The sequence below is a fragment of the Citrobacter sp. RHB35-C21 genome, from assembly GCF_013816515.1.
Lineage (GTDB): Bacteria > Pseudomonadota > Gammaproteobacteria > Enterobacterales > Enterobacteriaceae > Citrobacter > Citrobacter braakii.
Genome location: NZ_CP057147.1, coordinates 722,370 through 745,477 on the forward strand (window position 1 = coordinate 722,370; position 23,108 = coordinate 745,477).

General features: G+C 52.0%; 24 protein-coding genes and 1 pseudogene. 16 read left to right on the forward strand and 9 right to left on the reverse strand.

Annotation, left to right across the window (positions count from 1 at the left end; genetic code table 11):
* Positions 1-83 precede the first annotated feature (83 nt).
* Complete coding sequence (locus HVZ39_RS03580; protein WP_181633234.1) at positions 84-2,255, forward strand: YgiQ family radical SAM protein; 2,172 nt, start codon at positions 84-86, stop codon at positions 2,253-2,255.
* Between the two features lie 25 nt (positions 2,256-2,280).
* Here HVZ39_RS03580 and HVZ39_RS03585 read toward each other — a convergent pair.
* The 3 genes and pseudogenes from HVZ39_RS03585 to yqhD form a co-directional block, all read right to left on the reverse strand.
* Positions 2,281-2,521: pseudogene (locus HVZ39_RS03585) on the reverse strand (hypothetical protein); the annotation flags it as partial.
* Positions 2,522-2,569: 48 nt separating this feature from the next.
* Complete coding sequence (gene dkgA / locus HVZ39_RS03590; RefSeq protein WP_181633235.1) at positions 2,570-3,397, reverse strand: 2,5-didehydrogluconate reductase DkgA; 828 nt, start codon at positions 3,395-3,397, stop codon at positions 2,570-2,572.
* 306 nt (positions 3,398-3,703) lie between these two features.
* Complete coding sequence (gene yqhD / locus HVZ39_RS03595) at positions 3,704-4,867, reverse strand: alcohol dehydrogenase (RefSeq protein ID WP_003838168.1); 1,164 nt, start codon at positions 4,865-4,867, stop codon at positions 3,704-3,706.
* Positions 4,868-5,061: 194 nt separating this feature from the next.
* Here yqhD and HVZ39_RS03600 point away from each other — a divergent pair, with 194 nt between their 5' ends.
* Positions 5,062-5,961, forward strand: a complete 900-nt coding sequence (locus HVZ39_RS03600; RefSeq protein WP_029139662.1) for an AraC family transcriptional regulator — start codon at positions 5,062-5,064, stop codon at positions 5,959-5,961.
* Between the two features lie 77 nt (positions 5,962-6,038).
* On the opposite strand, the gene yghB is transcribed toward HVZ39_RS03600, so the two are convergent.
* Together yghB and metC are read right to left on the reverse strand one after the other, a co-directional pair.
* Positions 6,039-6,698 (reverse strand): DedA family general envelope maintenance protein YghB, encoded by a 660-nt coding sequence (gene yghB / locus HVZ39_RS03605; protein WP_016154504.1) that lies wholly within the window; start codon positions 6,696-6,698, stop codon positions 6,039-6,041.
* A 131-nt stretch (positions 6,699-6,829) separates the two neighbouring features.
* Positions 6,830-8,017 (reverse strand): cystathionine beta-lyase, encoded by a 1,188-nt coding sequence (gene metC / locus HVZ39_RS03610; RefSeq protein WP_181633236.1) that lies wholly within the window; start codon positions 8,015-8,017, stop codon positions 6,830-6,832.
* Between the two features lie 250 nt (positions 8,018-8,267).
* Here metC and exbB point away from each other — a divergent pair, with 250 nt between their 5' ends.
* Positions 8,268-9,002: a tol-pal system-associated acyl-CoA thioesterase gene (gene exbB, locus HVZ39_RS03615; RefSeq protein WP_016154502.1), complete on the forward strand. Its 735-nt coding sequence runs from the start codon at positions 8,268-8,270 to the stop codon at positions 9,000-9,002.
* A 6-nt stretch (positions 9,003-9,008) separates the two neighbouring features.
* On the forward strand, positions 9,009-9,434 hold the full coding sequence (exbD, locus tag HVZ39_RS03620; protein ID WP_016154501.1) for a TonB system transport protein ExbD: 426 nt from the start codon (positions 9,009-9,011) through the stop codon (positions 9,432-9,434).
* Between the two features lie 71 nt (positions 9,435-9,505).
* Here the strand turns inward: exbD and HVZ39_RS03625 are convergent, their stop codons facing one another.
* Both HVZ39_RS03625 and HVZ39_RS03630 read right to left on the reverse strand, forming a co-directional pair.
* Positions 9,506-9,913: a cytoplasmic protein gene (locus HVZ39_RS03625; RefSeq protein WP_181633237.1), complete on the reverse strand. Its 408-nt coding sequence runs from the start codon at positions 9,911-9,913 to the stop codon at positions 9,506-9,508.
* Between the two features lies 1 nt (position 9,914).
* Positions 9,915-10,319, reverse strand: coding sequence for a hypothetical protein (locus tag HVZ39_RS03630; protein ID WP_080859494.1), 405 nt, complete (start codon positions 10,317-10,319; stop codon positions 9,915-9,917).
* A 104-nt stretch (positions 10,320-10,423) separates the two neighbouring features.
* On the opposite strand from HVZ39_RS03630, the gene HVZ39_RS03635 reads away from it, so the two are divergent.
* Entirely contained in the window at positions 10,424-10,912 is a 489-nt protein-coding gene (locus HVZ39_RS03635) for an RNA helicase (RefSeq protein WP_181633238.1), read from the forward strand.
* 83 nt (positions 10,913-10,995) lie between these two features.
* Here the strand turns inward: HVZ39_RS03635 and HVZ39_RS03640 are convergent, their stop codons facing one another.
* Positions 10,996-12,036, reverse strand: a complete 1,041-nt coding sequence (locus tag HVZ39_RS03640; RefSeq protein ID WP_101700279.1) for an aldo/keto reductase — start codon at positions 12,034-12,036, stop codon at positions 10,996-10,998.
* A gap of 155 nt (positions 12,037-12,191) precedes the next feature.
* On the opposite strand from HVZ39_RS03640, the gene yghX reads away from it, so the two are divergent.
* The 11 genes from yghX (at position 12,192) to hybG (ending at position 22,060) form a co-directional block, all read left to right on the forward strand.
* Positions 12,192-13,079, forward strand: a complete 888-nt coding sequence (gene yghX / locus HVZ39_RS03645) for a YghX family hydrolase (protein ID WP_181633679.1) — start codon at positions 12,192-12,194, stop codon at positions 13,077-13,079.
* Positions 13,080-13,293: 214 nt separating this feature from the next.
* Positions 13,294-14,934 (forward strand): methyl-accepting chemotaxis protein, encoded by a 1,641-nt coding sequence (locus HVZ39_RS03650; RefSeq protein ID WP_181633239.1) that lies wholly within the window; start codon positions 13,294-13,296, stop codon positions 14,932-14,934.
* An 85-nt stretch (positions 14,935-15,019) separates the two neighbouring features.
* The gene (locus HVZ39_RS03655) at positions 15,020-15,307 is read left to right on the forward strand and encodes a DUF2623 family protein (RefSeq protein ID WP_181633240.1); all 288 of its coding nucleotides are present in this window, start codon (positions 15,020-15,022) and stop codon (positions 15,305-15,307) included.
* 189 nt (positions 15,308-15,496) lie between these two features.
* A complete protein-coding gene (hybO, locus tag HVZ39_RS03660) occupies positions 15,497-16,615 on the forward strand; it encodes a hydrogenase 2 small subunit (RefSeq protein ID WP_016154493.1) in 1,119 nt (372 codons plus the stop codon).
* A gap of 2 nt (positions 16,616-16,617) precedes the next feature.
* The gene (hybA, locus tag HVZ39_RS03665; protein WP_181633241.1) at positions 16,618-17,604 is read left to right on the forward strand and encodes a hydrogenase 2 operon protein HybA; all 987 of its coding nucleotides are present in this window, start codon (positions 16,618-16,620) and stop codon (positions 17,602-17,604) included.
* A complete protein-coding gene (gene hybB / locus HVZ39_RS03670) occupies positions 17,594-18,772 on the forward strand; it encodes a Ni/Fe-hydrogenase cytochrome b subunit (protein WP_016154492.1) in 1,179 nt (392 codons plus the stop codon). Before hybA ends, hybB begins: the two co-directional genes overlap by 11 nt.
* Positions 18,769-20,472 carry a hydrogenase 2 large subunit gene (gene hybC / locus HVZ39_RS03675; RefSeq protein WP_003024476.1) on the forward strand — a complete coding sequence of 568 codons (1,704 nt, stop codon included), beginning with the start codon at positions 18,769-18,771 and terminating at the stop codon, positions 20,470-20,472. Before hybB ends, hybC begins: the two co-directional genes overlap by 4 nt.
* The gene (locus tag HVZ39_RS03680) at positions 20,472-20,966 is read left to right on the forward strand and encodes a HyaD/HybD family hydrogenase maturation endopeptidase (RefSeq protein WP_016157468.1); all 495 of its coding nucleotides are present in this window, start codon (positions 20,472-20,474) and stop codon (positions 20,964-20,966) included. The genes hybC and HVZ39_RS03680 overlap by 1 nt, the downstream gene beginning before the upstream one ends.
* On the forward strand, positions 20,959-21,447 hold the full coding sequence (gene hybE, locus HVZ39_RS03685; RefSeq protein WP_016154490.1) for a hydrogenase-2 assembly chaperone: 489 nt from the start codon (positions 20,959-20,961) through the stop codon (positions 21,445-21,447). The genes HVZ39_RS03680 and hybE overlap by 8 nt, the downstream gene beginning before the upstream one ends.
* Positions 21,440-21,781: a hydrogenase maturation nickel metallochaperone HypA gene (hypA, locus tag HVZ39_RS03690; RefSeq protein WP_181633242.1), complete on the forward strand. Its 342-nt coding sequence runs from the start codon at positions 21,440-21,442 to the stop codon at positions 21,779-21,781. The genes hybE and hypA overlap by 8 nt, the downstream gene beginning before the upstream one ends.
* 30 nt (positions 21,782-21,811) lie before the next feature.
* On the forward strand, positions 21,812-22,060 hold the full coding sequence (gene hybG / locus HVZ39_RS03695) for a hydrogenase maturation factor HybG (RefSeq protein WP_003024459.1): 249 nt from the start codon (positions 21,812-21,814) through the stop codon (positions 22,058-22,060).
* A 50-nt stretch (positions 22,061-22,110) separates the two neighbouring features.
* On the opposite strand, the gene yghU is transcribed toward hybG, so the two are convergent.
* On the reverse strand, positions 22,111-22,977 hold the full coding sequence (gene yghU, locus HVZ39_RS03700) for a glutathione-dependent disulfide-bond oxidoreductase (protein WP_047358637.1): 867 nt from the start codon (positions 22,975-22,977) through the stop codon (positions 22,111-22,113).
* Between the last annotated feature and the right edge of the window lie 131 nt (positions 22,978-23,108).

Consider the following 23,108-nt stretch of genomic DNA (forward strand, 5'->3'; position numbering starts at 1 on the left):
CTCAGACTCCACTTCATTTCTTGCCGACATACAGCGTATAATCCCCGGCCTTTGATTATTTTTTTACCATTTTTGGAAGCACTATGAGCGCAATATCCCTGATCCAGCCGGACAGAGACCTTTTCTCCTGGCCGCAGTACTGGGCTGCCTGTTTTGGCCCGGCACCATTTTTGCCGATGTCACGCGACGAAATGGACCAACTTGGCTGGGATAGCTGCGACATCATTCTGGTTACCGGCGATGCATACGTCGATCATCCCAGCTTTGGCATGGCAATTTGCGGCCGTATGCTGGAAGCGCAGGGCTTTCGTGTTGGGATTATCGCCCAGCCGGAGTGGAACAACAAAGACGATTTTATGCGTTTGGGTAAACCGAACCTGTTCTTTGGTGTTACCGCGGGCAACATGGATTCGATGATCAACCGTTATACCGCCGATCGCCGACTGCGCCATGACGATGCTTATACGCCAGACAACGTGGCGGGCAAACGCCCGGACCGCGCGACACTGGTCTATACCCAGCGCTGTAAGGAAGCATGGAAAGATGTGCCGGTTATTCTCGGCGGTATTGAGGCCAGCCTGCGCCGTACCGCGCACTACGACTACTGGTCTGATACCGTTCGTCGCTCCGTGCTGGTGGATTCAAAAGCTGACATGCTGATGTTCGGTAACGGCGAACGTCCGCTGGTGGAAGTGGCGCATCGTCTGGCGATGGGGGAAACTATCGATCAGATCCGCGACGTGCGTAACACCGCGATTATGGTTAAAGAAGCGCTGCCGGGCTGGAGTGGGGTGGATTCCACGCGTCTCGACACGCCGGGCAAAATTGACCCGATCCCGCATCCATACGGCGAGGATTTGCCGTGTGCCGACAACAAACCTGTCGCACCGAAAAAGCAGGAAGCGAAAGCGGTAACTGTACAGCCGCCGCGCCCGAAACCGTGGGAAAAAACCTACGTGCTGCTGCCGTCCTTCGAAAAAGTGAAGGGCGATAAAGTGCTGTATGCACATGCGTCGCGTATCCTGCACCACGAAACCAACCCAGGCTGTGCGCGCGCGCTGATGCAAAAGCATGGCGATCGCTACATCTGGATCAACCCGCCAGCCATTCCGCTCTCTACCGAAGAAATGGACAGCGTCTTTGCGCTGCCGTACAAGCGCGTGCCGCATCCGGCGTATGGCGACAGCCGCATTCCGGCCTACGAGATGATCCGTTTCTCGATCAACATTATGCGTGGCTGTTTTGGCGGCTGCTCGTTCTGTTCGATCACCGAGCACGAAGGCCGCATTATCCAGAGTCGCTCTGAAGACTCGATCATCAATGAAATCGAAGCTATTCGCGACACCGTTCCGGGCTTTACCGGCGTGATTTCCGATCTCGGCGGCCCAACGGCGAACATGTATATGCTGCGCTGTAAGTCACCGCGTGCGGAGCAAACCTGCCGTCGTTTGTCATGCGTCTACCCGGATATCTGTCCGCATATGGATACCAACCACGAGCCGACGATTAACCTCTATCGCCGTGCGCGTGATTTGAAAGGCATTAAAAAGATCCTTATCGCTTCAGGTGTGCGCTATGACATCGCGGTCGAAGATCCGCGCTATATCAAAGAGCTGGCTACCCACCACGTGGGCGGCTATCTGAAGATTGCGCCAGAGCATACTGAAGAAGGCCCGCTGTCGAAGATGATGAAGCCGGGGATGGGCAGCTACGATCGCTTTAAGGAATTGTTCGACACCTACTCTAAACAGGCCGGTAAAGAGCAGTACCTGATCCCGTACTTTATTTCTGCGCATCCTGGGACGCGTGACGAGGATATGGTGAATCTGGCGCTGTGGCTGAAGCAACGTCGTTTCCGTCTGGATCAGGTGCAGAACTTCTATCCATCACCATTGGCGAACTCCACAACCATGTATTACACCGGGAAAAACCCGCTGGGTAAAATTAGTTACAAGAGTGAAGACGTGGTGGTGCCGAAAGGTGATAAACAGCGTCGTCTGCATAAAGCGCTGCTGCGTTACCACGACCCAGCCAACTGGCCGTTAATCCGCCAGGCGCTGGAAGATATGGGGAAAAAGCATCTGATCGGTGGTCGTCGCGAATGTCTGGTTCCGGCGCCTACGCTGGAAGAGATGCGCGAAGCGCGTCGCCAGAACCGTCATACCCGTCCGGCGTTGACCAAGCACACGCCTGTGGCGCATCAGCGCCAGACGCCTGCCGCGAACAAAAAACGTGGGAAAGTAGCAGGGCGCTAATCTGTCTTGCCCGGGAGTGAAATGTTTACCGGGCCTGAAAGACCTTCGGCCGGATAAGGTGCCATCTGGCAGAAGTGCTCAGTATGTATGCCTCACGAATTCTGGCCGCTAATGCGGCCAGTTTTGCATCATCCGCCCGTTCATGATCGTGTGACGACAGATATCCTTCATACTGCTCGAAAAATTGGTTCTGCTGCGATTCAATCGGCTTCCAGTGGGGCAGATCGCATGGGACTCAATTAGCTGTGCACGTGATCTACGTCGAAATTCAAATCAGTAAAGGCCCGACGAGAGGTCGGGCAGGAGAGAAGGGGTTAACCGCCGAATTGGTCCGGGTCTGGTCCCAGACGTTTGCCCTGATCGAGCTTTGCGATTTCGCCTAATTCATCTTTATCCAGGCGGAAGTCCCAGATGTTAAAGTTTTCTGCGATACGCGCAGGGGTGACTGATTTCGGAATAACCACCAGGCCGCTATCCAGATGCCAGCGGATGACAATCTGCGCCGGTGATTTGCCATATTTCTCTGCGAGATCGCGGATGATCTTTTGATCAAAGACGTCTTTGCCGCCCTGCGCCAGCGGGCTCCAGGATTCGGTCTGGATTTTATGCGTTGCGTTCCAGGCGTGCAGTTGGCGCTGTTGCATAAGCGGATGAAGTTCTATCTGGTTAATCACCGGTGGTACGCCGGTTTCATCCATCAGTCGCTGGAGATGATTGATCTGAAAGTTACACACGCCGATGCTCTTAATCAGCCCTTCTTTTTGCAGATCGATCATGCTTTCCCACGCTTCAACGTAGTGGTCGATCGCCGGAACTGGCCAGTGCATCAGATAAAGATCGAGGTAATCGAGCTGGAGTTTCTCCATGCTTTCAAGCAAGGCTTCCCGAGGGCGTTTCTGGTCATCATTCCATAGCTTGGTGGTGATGAATAACTCTTCCCGCGGTACGCCCGCATCGCGTATTGCTTTGCCGACACCTTCTTCGTTTTTGTACGCCGCAGCGGTATCAATTGAGCGATACCCCACTTCCAGCGCTTTATGAATGGCAGTGATGACCTCTTCGTTACTTGCCTTCCAGACCCCCAGGCCCAGCTGCGGCATGACGTTACCATCCTGTAGTTTAATAATGGTTGGACCGGTCATAATTCCTCCCCTGAATTGAGTTTACCGAGGCAAGCCCCGGTAAGTTAGGTGTGACTTAAGTCTGGCCTATCCTCGTCATACTTCAAGCTGCATATGCGTTGGCTTTATTACGCGGCCCATCCATGAGCCTCACCCTTTCAGGTCCGCTGCAAGCAACGTTCAAATCTGCTCCCGGCAGGTTTGTCGTTTCACCCCCAGTCACTGACTTATGTAAGCTCCTGGGGATTCTCTCCTTTGCTGCCTTTATGCAACTCGAAATATTTAGAATAAAAATACCCAAAAATGAAAGGCGGAGGTGAAAAAACCTTAGCGGGCAGCTTCGTAAATCCGACGGCTGACCTCGAGCGTAATGTCCTGATGTTCGCCCAGTTTTGTACCGCCGTGCGCTTGCAGTTTTTCCAGTAGCGCTGGGATGGAGCTACCGTCCAGGCCGTAGTCAGACAGACGAGTCGGTACGCCCATTTGTTCGAAGAAAGCGCGGGTTGCGGCAATAGCGGCGTCGATGCGTTGGTCATCGGAACCTTCAGTGATATTCCAGATACGCTCTGCGTATTGCAACAGTTTGGCACGTTTGGTATCGCGTTTTTCATTCCACAGCGCTGGCAGAACGATAGCCAATGTTTGAGCATGATCCAGACCGTGCATTGCGGTCAGTTCGTGGCCCAGCATATGCGTTGCCCAGTCTTGTGGTACGCCTGCGCCAATCAGACCGTTCAGCGCCTGGGTTGCCGCCCACATAACGTTCGCACGCACGTTGTAATTTTCCGGCTCCTGCAATGCTTTCGGGCCTTCTTCTACCAGCGTAAGCAGAATACCTTCAGCAAAGCGATCCTGAATTTTCCCGTCTACCGGATAAGTCACATACTGCTCAACGGTATGTACGAAGGCATCTACGACGCCGTTCGCAACCTGACGCGGCGGCAGGGTATAGGTGTAAACCGGATCCAGCACGGCAAATACCGGCTGCACAAATGGGGTCATAAAGGCCAGCTTATCGCCGGTGGTTTTACGCGAAATGACCGCGCCGGAGTTAGATTCAGAGCCGGTTGCTGGCAGGGTTAATACGGAGCCCATCGGGATAGCGCTTGTTACGTCGTTGCCGTGGGTTTCCAGAATGCGCCATGGATCGATGCCGTCAGCGTATTGTGCCGCAGCCGCGATGAATTTGGTGCCATCCAGCACCGAACCGCCGCCTACCGCCAGCAGGAACGTCACTTTCTCATCACGCACGATTTTTACCGCGTTCATCAGCGTTTCATAAGACGGGTTCGGCTCAATACCGCCAAACTCCAGCACGTCCAGGCCTTTCAGCGCATCCTGAACCTGTGCCAGGACACCGGTTTTTTTCACGCTACCGCCGCCATAGGTAACCAATACGCGAGCATCCTGAGGGATTTGATCGCGCAGCTCAGCAATCGCACCTTTACCAAACAGAATGCGGGTTGGGGTATGGAGATTAAAGTTGTTCATTGCTCGTTCCCTTATGTGGGTAAAAAAAGAGGGCAGGAGAGTGTCTGCCGGATGATGAACATTGTGGTCGTCAGCCGCGCTGCTCTCAATGCTCATTTCTGCCGATGTCTTGCCCATTTCTACAGACTGCTGGAGAAAACGGATAAATCTGCGCATTATGTCAGGGTTGCAAACCGATGATGAAATGGTGCTCTATGAACCGTGATGAGATCTGCCTTCTGCTGACAGATAAAATTAAGCAGCTGAAAAACAATGAAAATAAACTCAGCGAACTGCTGCCAGATGTCCGCCTGCTGCACGGCACTGAGCCGGCAGCGCGTACACCGGTAATGTATCAGCCAGGAATCATATTTCTCTTTTCGGGACATAAAATTGGTTATATCAATGAACGTGTATTTCGTTATGACGCCAACGAATACCTGTTGCTAACCGTACCGTTACCCTTTGAATGTGAAACGTATGCAACGCCGGAGGTTCCCCTGGCCGGTATCTACCTGAATGTCGATATTCTGCAATTGCAGGAGCTGTTGATGGACATTGGGGAAGATGAGCTGTTCCAGCCCGCCATGGCGGCCAGCGGGATCAACTCCGCGACGCTTTCTGACGAAATTCTTTGCGCCGCTGAGCGCCTGCTGGATGTGATGGAGCGACCGCTGGATGCGCGTATTCTGGGGAAACAGATTATTCGCGAGATCCTCTACCATGTGCTGACCGGGCCGCGCGGCGGCGCATTACTGGCGCTGGTTAGCCGCCAGACGCATTTCAGTTTGATAAGCCGGGTGCTGAAGCGCATTGAAACCAAATACACCGAAAATCTCAATGTCGAACAGCTGGCGGCAGAAGCGAATATGAGCGTGTCGGCGTTTCATCATAATTTTAAAGCGGTGACCAGCACGTCGCCGCTGCAATACCTGAAGAGCTATCGTCTGCATAAAGCACGGATGATGATGATCCACGACGGGATGAAGGCCAGTGCGGCTGCCATGCGCGTCGGCTATGAGAGCGCATCGCAATTCAGTCGGGAATTCAAACGTTTCTTTGGCGTAACGCCGGGGGAGGATGCGGCCAGAATTCGAATGATGCAGGGGAGTTAAACTTGCTCAGCGCTGGCCTGATAAGCGAAACGTCATCAGGAGAAAATGCCGGGGGAACCCCGGCCTACGGTTAATACTCAGGCGCTACAGTATTTTTTTTTAATCACGACAAACAGGGTTCCCAACAGACCCGCGGTTAACAGGGCAATCGGCAGGATCATTAAAAAGGTCATCACCTGATCTTCATGGCGTTTGACGAACGGGATCATGCTCAGCGCATAGCCAAAGCCGGTGACGACGGTGACCCACAGCAGACCGCTCAGCCAGTTAAAAAACTGGAACCGACGGTTTGGCAGGCCCGAAATTCCCGCCATTGTTGGCAGCAAGGTACGAACGAATGCCAGGAAACGCCCAGCCAGCAGTGCCATCAGCCCGTGTTGGTCAAACATGCAGGTAGCGCGCTGATGATATTTATCAGGTAATTGCGCCAGCCAGCCTTTTACCGTCCGCGTGTTGCCCAGCCAGCGTCCCTGAATGTAGCTTAGCCAGCAGCCCAGACTGGCGGCGGCAGTCAGAATAGCTATGGTAGGTATAAAACTCATCACGTCCTGAGCGATCAGCGCCCCTGCCAGCAATAACAGGCTGTCTCCGGGTAAAAAGGAGGCAGGCAGCAGGCCATTTTCTAAAAACAGTGTGGCGAACATTACGAAGTACACCACGCTCACAACGTGCGGATCCGCCAACGCGGCAAAATCGTGTTGCCAAAGCGCGGAGACAATATCTTGAATGACTACCATGGACTTTCCTGTGGAACAGCGTTTATGTGTGGATTGTACTCCTGAATTGTCCGGGATGCCTTGATCCCGGACGCAACAATTGCAGACTTTTCCACCAGAAGTGTCTGCATATATGTCCATCTATGGCAATTTTACTCGATTCGGGCAAATCCTGCGGCCAAATCGGCAATCAGATCGTCAACATTCTCTAAACCGATATGCAAACGGATGAGCGTTCCACTGAAGTCCACCTCGCCTTGCGGACGGATTGCCGCAATGTGTTCCGGTTGATTAGCGAGAATCAGCGACTCAAATCCGCCCCAGGAGTAGGCCATGCTGAACAGACTGAAGTGGTCCAGATACTCGGCCAGCTCTTCATGATTTAGTTTCTTATTCAATACAAATGAGAACAGTCCGCTGCTGCCGGTGAAATCACGCTTCCAGAATTCGTGGCCTTTACTGCCGGGCAGCGCGGGGTGGTTCACGCGGGCGACCTGCGGATGGCTGGCCAGCCACTCGGCGACCTTTAAGCTGCTTTCATGATGTTGGCGCAGGCGAACGCTTAGCGTACGCAGTCCGCGGCTGGTCATATAGGCGGTATCGGCGTCCAGCATTTGCCCCATCAGATAGGCATTTTCGCGCAGTTGATCCCAGCAACGGGCATTAGCTACCGCAGTGCCGACCATGGCGTCGGAATGGCCAATCAGATATTTGGTACCAGCCTGAATAGAAATGTCGATGCCAAAATCCAGTGCTTTGAACAGCACCCCGGCAGCCCAGGTGTTATCAATTATGATGATCGCATCCGGCGCGACGCTTCTGACGGCGGCAACAATAGCAGGGACATCATGTACTTCCATGGTGACAGAGCCGGGAGATTCCAGAAATACGACTTTAGTGTTCGGCTGTATGTGCTTCACAATATCGGCACCAACCAGCGGATCGAACCATCCGGTGGACACGCCGAGTTTGCCGAGAATTTTGGTGCAGAAATCCTGGCTGGGTTCATAGGCGGTGTTGGTCATCAGCACATGATCCCCTTGTTCCACAAAGGCGAGGATGGTGTTGGCAACGGCCGCCGCGCCGCAGGGGAACAACGCGCAACCCGCGCCGCCTTCCAGTTCACACATTGCCTCTTGCAGGGAAAAATGCGTCAGGGTTCCGCGACGTCCATAGAAAAGCGCACCGTTAGCACGGTTGTGCGTAGCCTGCTTTTTGGCCTCTACGGTGTCAAACACTAGCGAAGAAGCGCGCTGGATCACGCTATTTACCGCGCCCAGCGTGTACTTTTTACTGCGTCCTGCGTGAACGAGTTTGGTTTCAAGTTGCTTATCTGCCATGTCGTCTTACCTGTTTTTATACGTCTGGATGTCTAAACTACCATGAATCAAAGATGACGCATCCTGCAGAACGGTCATACAGTAGAAAATAATCTCAAAATGCTTCTGGTGACTTTTTTACTGCGTAAGCGCAAGGAAAAGAAACCAAAGGTGCGGCAATATGTAAATAGTAATGAGAACGACTATCAATTCGACGTCGTTTTGATATCATTACGCTCAGATTTTGTGATTTGCGTCCTGGAGATACAGAGTGGGTAATAATTTGATGCAGACGGATCTTTCCGTCTGGGGTATGTATCAGCACGCCGATATCGTGGTTAAGTGCGTGATGATTGGGCTGATTTTGGCATCAGTGGTCACCTGGGCTATCTTCTTTAGTAAGAGCCTTGAGTTCTTTACTCAGAAACGCCGCCTTAAGCGTGAACAGCAACTGCTGGCGGACGCCCGCTCTTTAGACCAGGCAAATGAGATTGCTGCAGGATTTGATGGCAAAAGCCTGGGCGCACAGTTGATTTACGAAGCGCAGAACGAACTGGAATTGTCAGAAGGCAGCGACGACAACGAAGGTATTAAAGAGCGTACCGGCTTCCGTCTGGAGCGTCGTGTGGCGGCGGTAGGTCGTCATATGGGACGTGGTAACGGCTACCTGGCCACCATCGGGGCTATCTCTCCATTTGTGGGTCTGTTCGGTACCGTATGGGGCATCATGAATAGCTTCATCGGGATTGCACAAACCCAAACGACCAACCTGGCCGTTGTTGCGCCGGGTATCGCAGAAGCACTGTTAGCGACGGCGATCGGTCTGGTCGCGGCAATTCCTGCGGTCGTTATCTACAACATTTTCGCACGTCAGATTGGCAGCTATAAAGCGATGCTGGGCGATGTCGCGGCACAGGTGCTGTTGCTGCAAAGTCGCGATCTGGACCTGAACGCTAGCGCTTCTGCCCATCCGGTACGTGCTGCGCAGAAATTACGTGTAGGATAATGTTCCATGGCAATGAGCTTTAATGAAAACCTGGACGATAACGGTGAAATGCATGAAATCAACGTGACACCGTTTATCGATGTTATGTTGGTTTTATTGATCATCTTTATGGTGGCCGCACCGTTGGCAACGGTGGATGTGAAGGTGAATCTCCCGGCTTCCACCAGCACGCCGCAGCCGCGTCCGGAAAAACCGGTTTACCTGTCTGTTAAAGCCGATAAGAGTATGTTTATTGGCAATAATCAGGTGACGGATGACACCATGATTAGCGAATTAAATACGCTGACCGATGGGAAGAAAGACACCACGATTTTCTTCCGTGCGGATAAAACCGTCGATTATGAAACCATGATGAAAGTTATGGATACGCTGCATCAGGCGGGTTTCCTGAAGATTGGTCTGGTCGGTGAAGAGACCGTGAAAGCGAAGTAATCCTGATTGCCGGGTAATGGTTGTTGCCTTACCCGGCCTTCCTCTCCTGATTCAGCTCTCCCCACACGCCCTTATCTGTCCTCATCCAGTGCGACTGTCGTTATCCTGGTGGGTTCGTAGTTCCCTTCAGACAGTTTACGCGTCAGGCGTAAGGTGGCTGTTTCTCGCTTGAGTATATGCTGGTATGTGCTCTCCAGCCGGGCCATGATTTTGTCCCGTAGTTCTGGTTGCTGCTCCATAATGGCTTCAATCGCGGCGCCATAGATCTCTTCTTTAGCCTGTAGCGCATAAATTTCGCGACGATTTTGCCATTTCAGCCGCACCAGCGCGGCGGGAATAGAGACCATCTCCTGGGCAACGCTTTCCAACGTCGCATTTTTATTGGCAATCAATACGGCCAAATTTTGCTTTAAGACAAACTCATCGCTTTTATGGTCATCTAAAGCCAAATAAACATTATTATCCTCAACATCTTTCATTTTATTTCTCTTCCAGAGAATAAAAAATAGGATCGCTGGTCTCACGCGTAATTAAATTAAGCCAAATTTTATTGCCCTGTTCATTTACGCTGGCTGTTTTTGTCGATAAAATTTTACTTAATTCTTGAGCGTTAATGTCGCCTTCCGCTTGTAGTGAATTGAGCAGGCGAGTGAAGGACTCAATTTTTGCAGCACGAAACAGGCGCTCTTTTAAATGGCGATCGCACTCTTCAAATAACATATTGCGCGCCTGGCCGTTAGCGGTAGAGCTAATCAAAATATCGGGTTCGTAATCGCTTAATGTTCTCTTTCCCTGAGTCAAATTTTCACTATTATCTGCGGGACGGGTATTAGTAGATGAGCTGGATAAGTGAAAACGCGAGGGAACAAGATGCTCGGGAAGCATGTTGAAATATCCTTTGATGCCAATGATATGTTGTTCTAAATAAACCAGGCTGCGTTGACAATAGCATGGCGTAATTTTAAAATCAAAAAAAATGGAGCCAGTATATGAACAGTATATTTTATTCTGTTATTACCCTGCTATTGCTTACCTGCGGGGTACTTTTGTTGATGCGCAGTGCAAATAAAAACCGATATGCAGAAAATGGGCACTCTGAAAACCAGCCGGAAATGCTGAGTAAAGAAGAGGGGGAAGATCATTTTTCGGTACTGATGAATTCGATTACCCCAGTATGGTATTGGCGCGTTAATCACGAATATATCGATTTTATCCACTCCACGATCAAGCGGATGACAATGGTGGAGCTAAATGAGACGCCAGGGTTATTTGATGCACAGCGGCGTTGTAGCGATCTCAACTCTGCGGTGTATAAATATTACGACAATATAAAAAAGCGCTGTCTGAGCGGTGAGAAAGTCCCGCATGCCGATCTGGATGTGCTTAACTTACGCCAGTGCTTCAGGGAGTTCAGTCTGGAGGCTTATCCTGCGCTTGTCGCGCTGGTGTGGCCGGAATTTCAACGTCCAGAGATCTAAGCGGAAGAGGTGTGAAGGGATTGGCTGGCCCTGTTACGTGCCGGGGAGGCTAACGCCGCTTCCCGGCACAGAGTTACAAACGGCTATTTGTCAGATGAGGCCTGCCACAGGTTCAGTTTACCATCCGTGACATGCTTATCGATCTGCGCCAGTTCTTCGGCGCTGAACGTCAGGTTAGCCAACGCCTGAACGTTCTCCTCCAGTTGCTCCGGTCGGCTGGCGCCAATTAATACCGACGTCACCCGGTTGTCTTTCAGCAGCCAGCTTAAGGCCATTTGCGCCATCGACTGTCCGCGCTGTTGCGCCATCTCATTGAGCAAACGCAGGCTGTTAAGGTTTTCTTCCGTCAGCATATTTTCCGTCAGCCCACGAACTTTTTTCCCTTCACGCTGCATGCGTGAACCTTCCGGAATGCCGTTGAGGTATTTCCCCGTCAGCAGCCCCTGGGCCAGCGGCGTAAATGCGATGCAGCCCATGCCGTTGGATTCCAGCGTATCCAGCAGACCGCTGCTGTCTACCCAACGGTTAAGCAGGTTGTAAGAAGGCTGATGGATCAGCAGCGGAATTTTCCATTCCCGCATCAGCTCGGCCATTTTCTGCGTACGCTCCGGGGAATAGGATGAGATGCCGACATACAGCGCTTTACCGCTTTGCACCGCATGGGCCAGCGCTGAGGCGGTCTCTTCCATTGGCGTATTTTCGTCAACGCGGTGAGAGTAGAAGATATCGACATAGTCGAGGCCCATGCGTTTAAGGCTCTGGTCGAGGCTGGCGAGCAGGTATTTGCGCGAACCGCCAGAACCGTATGGCCCTGGCCACATGTCATAGCCTGCCTTGGTGGAGATGATCAGTTCATCACGATAGTGTGCAAAATCCTCGCGCAATAATCGGCCAAAATTCTCTTCTGCGCTGCCCGGAGGCGGCCCGTAGTTATTGGCTAAATCAAAATGCGTGATGCCTAAATCAAATGCTTTACGCAGCAGAGCGCGCTGTGAATCCAGCGCCTGAACGTGCCCAAAACTGTGCCACAAACCCAGTGATAGCGCGGGTAAACGTAAACCGCTGCGCCCACAGTAGCGATAGAGCATCTGCTCGTAACGTTCAGGATTGGCAAACCAGTCCATGAGATCTCCTTAGTGCAGGTGAATTTCGAAACAACGTTTCTATTCTAGCGGGTTCATGGTGAATATCCCGTTCACCAGGTCACACTGGAATGAAAAACTGGGCAAAAACAGACCACTGTGCTTTGCTTAAAAAAACATCGATCCGGAGTGCTGTCATGTCGCGTCTAACTGCCAAAGACTTTCCGCAAGAATTGCTCGACTACTATGACTATTACGCTCATGGCAAAATAACGAAACGCGAGTTTCTCAATCTTGCTGCGAAATATGCAGTTGGTGGTATGACGGCGCTGGCATTATTCAATGTATTGAAACCCAATTATGCTCTCGCAACGCAGGTGGAGTTCACCGATCCTGATATCCTGGCGGAATACATGACTTATCCTTCACCTGAAGGGCATGGTGATGTGCGTGGGTATCTGGTTAAACCTGCGAAAGCGACGGGGAAAGTTCCGGCGGTAGTGGTGGTGCATGAGAATCGTGGGCTGAATCCGTATATTGAGGATGTGGCACGGCGGGTGGCAAAGGCGGGCTATATTGCACTCGCGCCTGATGGATTAAGTTCAGTGGGGGGCTATCCTGGCAATGATGATAAAGGTCGGGAGTTGCAGCAGCAAGTTGACCCCGTAAAGCTGATGAATGACTTTTTTGCGGCCATTGAATTTATGCAGCGTTATTCAGGCGCGACGGGAAAGGTGGGTATCACCGGATTTTGCTACGGTGGCGGCGTATCGAATGCCGCAGCCGTTGCTTTTCCTGAACTGGCCTGCGCAGTGCCTTTTTATGGGCGTCAGGTTCCTGCATCAGATGTCCCTAAAATAAAAGCGCCTTTATTACTGCACTATGCGCAATTAGATACCCGAATTAATGATGGATGGCCTGCCTATGAAGCGGCGCTCAAAGCCAATAAGAAAGTCTATGAGGCATATATCTATCCCGGCGTTAATCATGGTTTTCATAATGACTCCACACCGCGTTATGATAATGCTGCCGCTGATTTGGCCTGGGAGCGTACTCTTGCATGGTTTAACAAATATTTACGATAGAAAACAAGGGATTATTAAATGCTTCAGGTTAATTATCTGAATAATAATGCTAGCTAATTTCATTAGCATTCATGTTGATATAGTGTAAATAATATTGGATGTACTTAAGAAAGTAAAAAAATAAAGAATGCATTATATCTTCTCTGTTGCCTGCCGATAACAAGGATAAGTATCGCCTGATGGCGAATTCCTCATCAACGGCAAGGAAATTATTATGCGTTTGCTGAAAAACTTCACTATTCGTATTGTCATGTTGGCAATACTGGGACTTTTTTGCCTGCTCTGGTCGGGCGTGGGTTTATTCAGTCTTCATTCTTTATCAAAAATATCTGAAGGCAATGATATTGACCGTCATCTTGTCCATCAGATGACGGTGCTCAGTCAGGGGAACGATCAGTATTTTCGCTTCGTAACGCGCTTAAGTCGCGCCATGGATGTCAAAATGAGCGGCGGAACGCCTGATTTTGCACCAGCGCAGCAGTCCCTGGAGAATATGAGCAAAAAACTCCAGGAGATGAAAACGTTGTCTCCGGGGCCTATGGATCCGGACGTTGCCGCGGCGGTACTGACGAAGTGGCAGGCGCTGCTGGATAACGGGGTGGTTCCGCAAATGCAACTGGCGCAGCAGGGCACGCTTACGGCCTTTGCGGAGCATGCCAGCACCGTTACGCCAGCGCTGAGCCGTGAATTTGGCGCCAGTGCCGAACGTTTTAACGCCACGGCAGGTGAGCGGCTTGATACCACGCGCGTCATGGTCGATGGCAAAACGTCTATCATCCGGACGCTAATTATTACCGCCGTGATCCTCGGTATTGCCCTCCTGTTCTTCACAGACCGTTACCTCGTCGCCATGATGGTGAAACCCCTGGGACGTATCCGCCAGCAGTTCCAGCAGATTGCTCAGGGCGATCTCAGCCATCCAATCGAAGATTTTGGTCGTAACTGCGTGGGCCAACTGGTGCCGTTATTGTGCGCGATGCAGGACAGCCTGCGCGAAGCCGTCAGTACAATTCGCTCAGGTAGTGACAACATCTGGCGAGGGGCTACGGAAATTTCCACCGGCAATAACGATCTCTCATCGCGTACTGAGGAGCAGGCTGCGGCGCTGGAAGAGACCGCTGCCAGCATGGAGCAACTGACCGCAACGGTAAAACTGAACGCCGAAAACGCGCGTGAAGCCAGCCAGCTTGCCGATACGGCGACAGAGACGGCAGGTAAAGGGAGCAGCCTGGTTTCAGAAGTGGTTGAGACGATGGACGGCATTGCCGCCAGCTCTAAACAGATCGCGGAAATTACGTCGGTTATTAATAGCATTGCCTTCCAGACCAATATTCTGGCGCTGAACGCGGCAGTTGAAGCTGCCAGAGCAGGTGAGCAGGGGCGTGGTTTTGCCGTTGTTGCCGGTGAGGTGCGTAACCTCGCCAGCCGTAGCGCCGGGGCGGCGAAAGAGATTGAGACGCTGATTGGCGAATCGTCGCGTCGCGTCGATCAGGGCGCTCGACTGGTTAAAGAGACGGGATTAACCATGGAGGCGATTCTGCGCGGAGCCACCGAAGTGACCGTTATCATGAAGCAAATTGCTTCTGCCTCAGAAGAACAGAATAAGGGCATTTCGCAGGTGAGCGTGGCGATCACGCAGATGGACAGCGTAACGCAACAGAACGCCGCGCTGGTAGAGCAAGTTTCCGCCGCAGCTGTGGCGCTTGAACGGCAAACGGAAGAGCTGCAACGCTCGGTACAACAGTTCCGCCTTTCAGCAAACGATGTGCAGTACGCCGCCGCCAGCACCGCTTCCCCTTCAGCAGACAGCAAAACGTCTGCAGCCGCTAAAAAGGATGAATGGGTGTCCTTTTAAGCGGGCATAAAAAAGTACGTGATACCTCTGGTCTTTGCTTAAAAAATCGCTATATAATTTATTATATAGCGATTGGAGGTTATGCATGGACAACCATTTTGGAAAAGGCTTGATGGCCGGATTAAACGCGTCAAGTGCGGATAGCGCACGCACGGCGGCCAATTTTTGTGCTGATTATAAACGCGGTTTTGTGCTGGGATTTTCTCATCGAATGTTTGAAAAAACGGGCGATCGACAGCTCAGCGCGTGGGAAGCGGGGATCCTCACGCGTCGCTATGGGCTGGATAAAGAGATGGTTATGGATTTCTTTAATGAGAACCAGTCCAGTACAACAATTCGTTTTTTCATGGCTGGCTATCGTCTCGAAGCTTGATCCGAAAGGGGTATTATCTTGCTTTAATTAATTACACTATTGACCTACGCCTTCGTTTTGTTGCTCCGCCGAAGTATTATAATGCACATAACCATATAAAAAGTGTGGTAAATGGCGCGCCGATCGCAATATGCAACATGCGAAAGGTGCAAAATAAAAGCCAGGTCTTCGCAACGGAATAACTATAAAATGACTGGAGATAACTCTCTCATCAATTCGAACGGCATCAATCGCCGTGATTTCATGAAGCTTTGTGCAGCACTGGCCGCTACCATGGGGCTCAGTAGCAAAGCCGCCGCAGAAATGGCCGAATCAGTTTCTCGTCCTCAGCGTCCACCGGTTATCTGGATTGGTGCGCAGGAGTGTACGGGTTGTACTGAATCGCTACTTCGCGCGACACACCCTACAGTGGAAAACCTCGTTCTGGAGACAATCTCTCTGGAATACCATGAGGTACTCTCTGCCGCTTTCGGCCACCAGGTCGAAGAGAATAAACATAACGCTCTGGAGAAGTACAAAGGGCAATATGTTTTGGTTGTAGATGGTTCTATCCCACTGAAAGACAATGGTATTTACTGCATGGTTGCCGGTGAGCCGATCGTAGATCACATCCGCCGGGCCGCAGAAGGCGCTGCCGCTATCATTGCAATCGGCTCTTGTGCCGCTTGGGGTGGTGTTGCTGCTGCTGGCGTTAACCCAACGGGGGCCGTCGGCTTGCAGGAAGTTCTGCCAGGCAAAACCATCATCAACATCCCCGGCTGTCCTCCGAACCCGCACAACTTCCTTGCAACGGTCGCGCATATCATCACTTACGGTAAGCCGCCGAAGCTGGATACCAAAAACCGTCCGACGTTTGCCTATGGTCGTTTGATTCACGAACACTGCGAACGTCGCCCGCACTTCGATGCAGGTCGTTTTGCTAAAGAGTTTGGTGATGAAGGTCACCGTGAAGGCTGGTGCCTCTACCATCTGGGCTGTAAAGGACCAGAAACCTACGGCAACTGCTCAACGCTGCAATTCTGCGATGTTGGCGGCGTGTGGCCGGTGGCAATCGGTCACCCTTGCTACGGCTGTAACGAAGAAGGTGTCGGTTTCCATAAAGGTATTCACCAGCTTGCTCATGTGGAAAACCAAACACCGCGTTCCGAGAAACCTGACGTCAATATGAAAGAAGGCGGCAATATTTCTGCCGGGGCGATTGGGCTGCTTGGTGGCGTAGTAGGACTGGTTGCCGGTGTCAGCGTGATGGCGGTTCGTGAACTGGGGCGTCAGCAGAAGAAAGATAACGCTGACTCACGGGGAGAATAACCGTGAACAGACGTAACTTTATTAAAGCAGCCTCCAGCGGGGCATTGCTGTTGGGCGCTACGCCGTCCATCAGCCATGCGGCTGCAGAAAACCGTCCGCCGATTCCTGGTTCTCTTGGGATGCTCTATGACTCGACGCTGTGCGTAGGCTGCCAGGCCTGTGTCACCAAGTGTCAGGATATCAACTTCCCGGCGCGTAACCCGGAAGGCGAGCAGACCTGGTCGAACAACGACAAACTGTCACCGTATACCAATAACATCATCCAGGTGTGGCGTAGCGGAACAGGCGTCAACAAAGACCAGGAAGAAAACGGCTACGCATACATTAAGAAGCAGTGCATGCACTGTGTCGATCCGAACTGCGTCTCCGTTTGCCCGGTCTCCGCGCTGAAGAAAGATCCGAAAACCGGCATCGTCCACTATGACAAAGATGTCTGCACGGGCTGTCGTTACTGCATGGTCGCCTGCCCGTACAATGTGCCTAAGTATGACTACAACAACCCGTTTGGTGCGCTTCACAAATGTGAACTGTGTAACCAGAAAGGTGTTGAGCGTCTGGACAAAGGCGGTTTACCGGGTTGTGTTGAAGTGTGCCCTGCCGGTGCGGTGATTTTTGGTACGCGTGAAGAGCTGATGGCTGAGGCGAAAAAACGTCTCGCGCTGAAGCCTGGCAGCGAATACCACTATCCGCGTCAGACGGTGAAAGCAGGCGATACCTATCTGCATACGGTACCGAAGTATTACCCCCATCTGTACGGCGAGAAAGAGGGTGGTGGTACACAGGTTATGGTACTGACGGGCGTTCCTTACGAGGATTTGGATCTGCCGAAACTGGATGATCTTTCAACCGGTGCGCGTTCCGAACATGTTCAACATTCCTTGTACAAGGGCATGATATTACCCCTGGCTGCGCTGGCGGGCTTAACCGTGCTGGTTCGTCGTAACACGAAAAACGACCATCACGATGGAGGAGACGATCATGAGTCATGATCCTAAACCGCTGGGCGGAAAAATAATCAGCAAACCGGTCATTATTTTTGGGCCGCTTATCGTCCTGTGTATGCTCCTGATCGTGAAACGTCTGGTCTTCGGATTGGGCTCAGTCTCCGATCTGAACGGCGGTTTCCCATGGGGTGTATGGATCGCGTTTGACCTGCTGATTGGTACCGGCTTCGCGTGCGGTGGCTGGGCGCTGGCGTGGGCGGTGTATGTTTTCAACAGAGGACAATACCATCCACTGGTACGTCCGGCGCTGTTGGCGAGCCTGTTTGGCTACTCGCTGGGTGGTCTGTCGATCACCATTGACGTCGGTCGTTACTGGAACCTGCCGTATTTCTACATTCCGGGCCACTTCAACGTGAACTCGGTACTGTTCGAAACGGCGGTCTGTATGACCATCTATATCGGCATCATGGCGCTGGAATTTGCTCCGGCTCTGTTTGAACGTCTGGGGTGGAAAGTCTCTCTCAAACGTTTGAATAAAGTGATGTTCTTTATCATTGCCCTTGGCGCGCTGCTGCCAACTATGCACCAGTCTTCAATGGGTTCATTGATGATTTCTGCGGGCTATAAGGTGCATCCGCTATGGCAAGCTTATGAAATGTTGCCGCTTTTCTCCGTATTAACCGCTTTTATTATGGGCTTCTCGATCGTCATCTTCGAAGGCTCGTTGGTACAAGCCGGGCTGAAAGGTAATGGTCCGGACGAGAAAAGTTTGTTCATCAAGCTGACGAATACCATCAGCGTGCTGTTGGCGATTTTCGTGGTTCTGCGCTTTGGCGAACTGATCTATCGCGACAAGCTGTCCTATGCGTTCTCAGGCGATCTTTACTCCCTGATGTTCTGGATTGAAGTCGTGCTGATGGTCTTCCCGCTGGTGGTGCTGCGCGTCACTAAGCTGCGTAACGACTCGCGCATGCTGTATCTGTCTGCGCTGAGCGCATTGCTGGGTTGTGCGACATGGCGTCTGTCCTATTCGCTGGTGGCGTTCAATCCTGGTGGTGGCTACCACTACTTCCCGACCTGGGAAGAACTGTTGATTTCTATTGGTTTTGTGGCTATTGAGATTTGTGCATACATCGTACTCATTCGTCTACTGCCGATACTTCCTCCTTTAAAACAAAACGATCAAAATCGTCATGAGGCGAGCAAAGCATGAGCCAGAGAATTACTATTGATCCGGTAACCCGTATTGAGGGTCATTTACGCATCGACTGCGAAATCGAAAATGGCGTGGTATCTAAAGCATGGGCTTCCGGTACCATGTGGCGCGGCATGGAAGAGATCGTAAAAAACCGCGATCCGCGCGATGCCTGGATGATTGTGCAGCGTATCTGTGGTGTTTGTACTACCACTCACGCTATCTCTTCCGTTCGTGCAGCAGAAAGCGCGCTGAATATTGATGTTCCGGTGAACGCACAGTATATCCGTAACATCATTCTGGCCGCGCACACTACGCATGACCACATTGTTCACTTCTATCAGCTCTCTGCGCTGGACTGGGTGGATATCACCTCTGCACTGAAAGCAGATCCAGCGAAAGCGTCTGCCATGCTGAACGGCGTGTCCTCCTGGCACCTGAACAGCGCAGAAGAGTTCACTAAGGTTCAGAACAAGATCAAAGACCTTGTTGCCAGCGGTCAGTTAGGCATTTTTGCCAACGGTTGCTGGGGTCACCCGGCAATGCAGCTGCCGCCAGAAGTGAACCTGATTGCGGTCGCTCACTACCTGCAGGCGCTGGAATGCCAGCGTGATGCTAACCGTGTTGTGGCGCTGTTGGGCGGTAAAACGCCGCACATTCAGAACCTGGCGGTAGGCGGGGTTGCTAACCCAATTAACCTCGACGGCCTTGGCGTGCTGAACCTCGAGCGCCTGATGTATATCAAGTCCTTTATCGATAAGCTGAGCGACTTCGTTGAGCAGGTTTACAAGGTTGATACCGCGGTTATTGCTGCGTTCTACCCTGAGTGGCTCGAACGTGGTCAAGGTGCGGTTAACTATCTGAGCGCACCGGAATTCCCGACTGACGGTAAAAACGGCAGCTTCCTGTTCCCGGGTGGTTACATCACCAATGAAGATCTGTCGACCTATCGTCCGATCACCTCTCACTCCGATGAGTACCTGATCAAAGGGATTCAGGAGAGTGCGAAACACGCGTGGTACAAAGACGAAGCGCCGCAGGCTCCGTGGGAAGGCACAACGGTTCCTGATTACACCGGTTGGTCAGATGATGGCAAGTACTCCTGGGTTAAAGCACCGACCTTCTACGGTAAAACGGTTGAAGTGGGTCCGCTGGCCAACATGCTGTGTAAACTGGCGGCCAAACGCGAGTCTACCCATGCCAAGCTGAATGAAATCATCGCGATTTACACCAAGCTGACCGGTAAAACTATCGAAGTGTCACAGCTGCACTCTACGTTGGGCCGTATTATTGGCCGTACCGTTCACTGCTGTGAACTGCAGAATGTTCTGCAGGATCAGTACAACGCGCTGATTGTGAACATCGGTAAAGGTGACCACACCACCTTCGTGAAACCGGATATCCCGGCAACGGGTGAATTTAAAGGTGTCGGTTTCCTCGAAGCGCCGCGCGGTATGCTGTCTCACTGGATGGTGATCAAAGATGGCATTATCAGCAACTACCAGGCGGTAGTACCGTCAACCTGGAACTCTGGCCCACGTAACTTTAATGATGAAGTGGGACCGTATGAGCGCTCGCTGGTAGGTACGCCGATTGCCGATCCAAACAAACCGCTGGAAGTGGTTCGTACCATTCACTCCTTCGACCCTTGTATGTCATGTGCGGTGCATGTGGTGGACGTTGATGGGAACGAAGTGGTCTCAGTTAAGGTTCTGTAATGCGGATATTAGTCTTAGGGGTCGGCAATATTTTGCTGACCGACGAAGCCATCGGGGTACGTATCGTTGAGGCATTAGAACAACGGTACGTCCTGCCAGACTTTGTTGATGTTCTGGACGGTGGTACGGCTGGGATGGAGCTTCTCGGTGATATGGCGAACAGAGATCATCTGATCATTGCTGACGCCATTGTGTCGAAGAAAAACACGCCAGGAACGATGATGGTCCTGCGGGATGAAGAGATCCCGGCGCTGTTTACCAACAAAATCTCACCGCACCAGCTTGGTCTGGCCGACGTATTGTCGGCCCTGCGTTTCACCGGCGAGTTTCCGAAAAAGCTGACGTTAGTCGGTGTTATTCCGGAATCGCTGGAGCCGCATATCGGACTAACGCCAACGGTTGAAGCGATGATTGAACCTGCGCTTGAGCAGGTTCTTGCCGCGCTTCGCGAATCAGGTGTTGAAGCGATCCCGCGGGAGGCGGCTCATGTCTGAGGAGTTTGTCGGTTTTCAGACGGCCCCGAAGATGCAAATTCAGGCAGCGTTTGAAGAGGTTGCCCGGCGTTCAATGCACGATCTCTCTTTCCTGCATCCGAACATGCCGGTATATGTCTCTGAATTTACGTTGTTTGAAGGACAGTGGACGGGGTGTGTTATCACGCCCTGGATGCTCAGCGCACTGATTTTCCCCGGACCGGACCAGATCTGGCCGGTGCGTAAAGTCAGCGAAAAAATCGGACTGCGTCTGCCGTATGGCGAGATGACCTTTACCGTTGGTGAACTGGAGGGCGTATCGCAATACCTTTCCTGCTCACTGATGTCGCCGCTTTCGCACAGTATGTCGGCGCAAGAAGGCATGCGTCTGACTGACGATTGCGCGCGAATGCTGTTATCGCTGCCGGTTAGCGATCCGAATGCGCCGCAGCTTAATCGCCGCGCGTTGCTGCTGGGTCGTCGGAACTGCGAAAATGCATGAGCTGTCCCTTTGTCAGAGCGCGGTTGAGATTGTTCAACAGCAGGCAGAGCAGCACGGTGTCAAACGTGTAACCGGTGTTTGGCTGGAAATCGGGGCGCTCTCCTGCGTTGAAGAGAGCGCCGTTCGTTTCAGTTTCGACATCGTCTGTCAGGGGACGCTGGCTCAGGGTTGTGAGCTGCATATTGATTACAAGCCAGCCCAGGCATGGTGCTGGGATTGCAGTCAGGTTGTGGAAATCACCCAGCATGATGCGCAGTGTCCACAATGTCAGGGCGATCATCTGCGGGTTGATGCTGGCGATTCACTGAAAGTGAAAAGTATTGAAATCGAATAACTCATAGGTTGCTATGGGGCGGAGTCAGATATGTGTATTGGAGTCCCTGGTCAGGTTCTGGCCGTTGGTGAAGATATTCACCAGCTTGCGCAGGTTGAAGTGTGCGGCATCAAACGTGATGTCAATATTGCCCTGATTTGTGAAGGTGATACAGCTGAGCTGGTCGGGCAATGGGTGCTGGTGCACGTAGGGTTCGCCATGAGCATCATTGATGAAGATGAAGCTAAAGCCACGTTAGACGCACTTCGCCGCATGGAGTACGACGTCACCAGCGCGTGACAAATCCTGAATGAAATTGCCGGATAGCGGTTGCCATCCGGCATTTTATTTTAGTTCTGGCGCTTATCTTCGGTATGGGTATCGAAGTCGCTGGCGTCATGGCGTTCATGAAGCTGCTCGTTCAGCGGTCCGTTAGTGCGGTTTACAATACGACCACGCTTAACCGCCGGACGCGCTGCAATCTCTTTTGCCCAGCGTTGTACGTGCTTGTAGCTTCCTGCGTCAAGGAACTCTGCTGCGTCGTAGACGTTGCCCAGAACCACATTGCCAAACCATGGCCAGACCGCCATATCGGCAATGGTGTATTCATCTCCGGCCACAAACTGATGTTGCGCCAATTGTTTATCCAGCACGTCGAGTAAGCGCTTGGCTTCCATGGTGAAGCGATTGATAGCGTACTCAATTTTTACCGGAGCATAGTTATAGAAGTGGCCAAAGCCTCCGCCGAGGAACGGCGCTGCGCCTTGTAACCAGAACAACCAGTTCAGCGTTTCGGTGCGTTTTGCCAAATCCTGCGGCAGGAAATAACCATATTTTTCCGCCAGATAGAGCAGGATTGCGCCAGATTCGAATACGCGAACCGGTGGGTTTTGCGAGTGATCGCGTAGCGCTGGGATCTTCGAGTTCGGATTCACCTCAACAAAGCCGCTGGAAAACTGATCGCCATCGCCAATGCGGATAATCCAGGCATCGTATTCCGCGCCCTTCACCCCCTGCGCCAGCAACTCCTCCAGCATGATCGTCACTTTCTGCCCGTTTGGCGTACCCAGCGAATAGAGCTGCAGCGGATGTTTGCCAACCGGCAGCGTTTTCTCGTGGGTGGCACCGGAAACCGGGCGGTTGATATTGGCGAATGCGCCCCCGTTCGATTTTTCCCACGTCCAGACTTTCGCGGGCTGATAGGTATTGTCTGACATATTGACCTGCCTTCTGAGTGGTTGTGTTGATGCAGTGTAGCAGTTAGGTAGAACTCAATTTAACAGATTGGAACTTTATGTCGCTTTGTGCTGAAAGGGGAAGATAAATCTAACCCGTTCATTGTACTCGC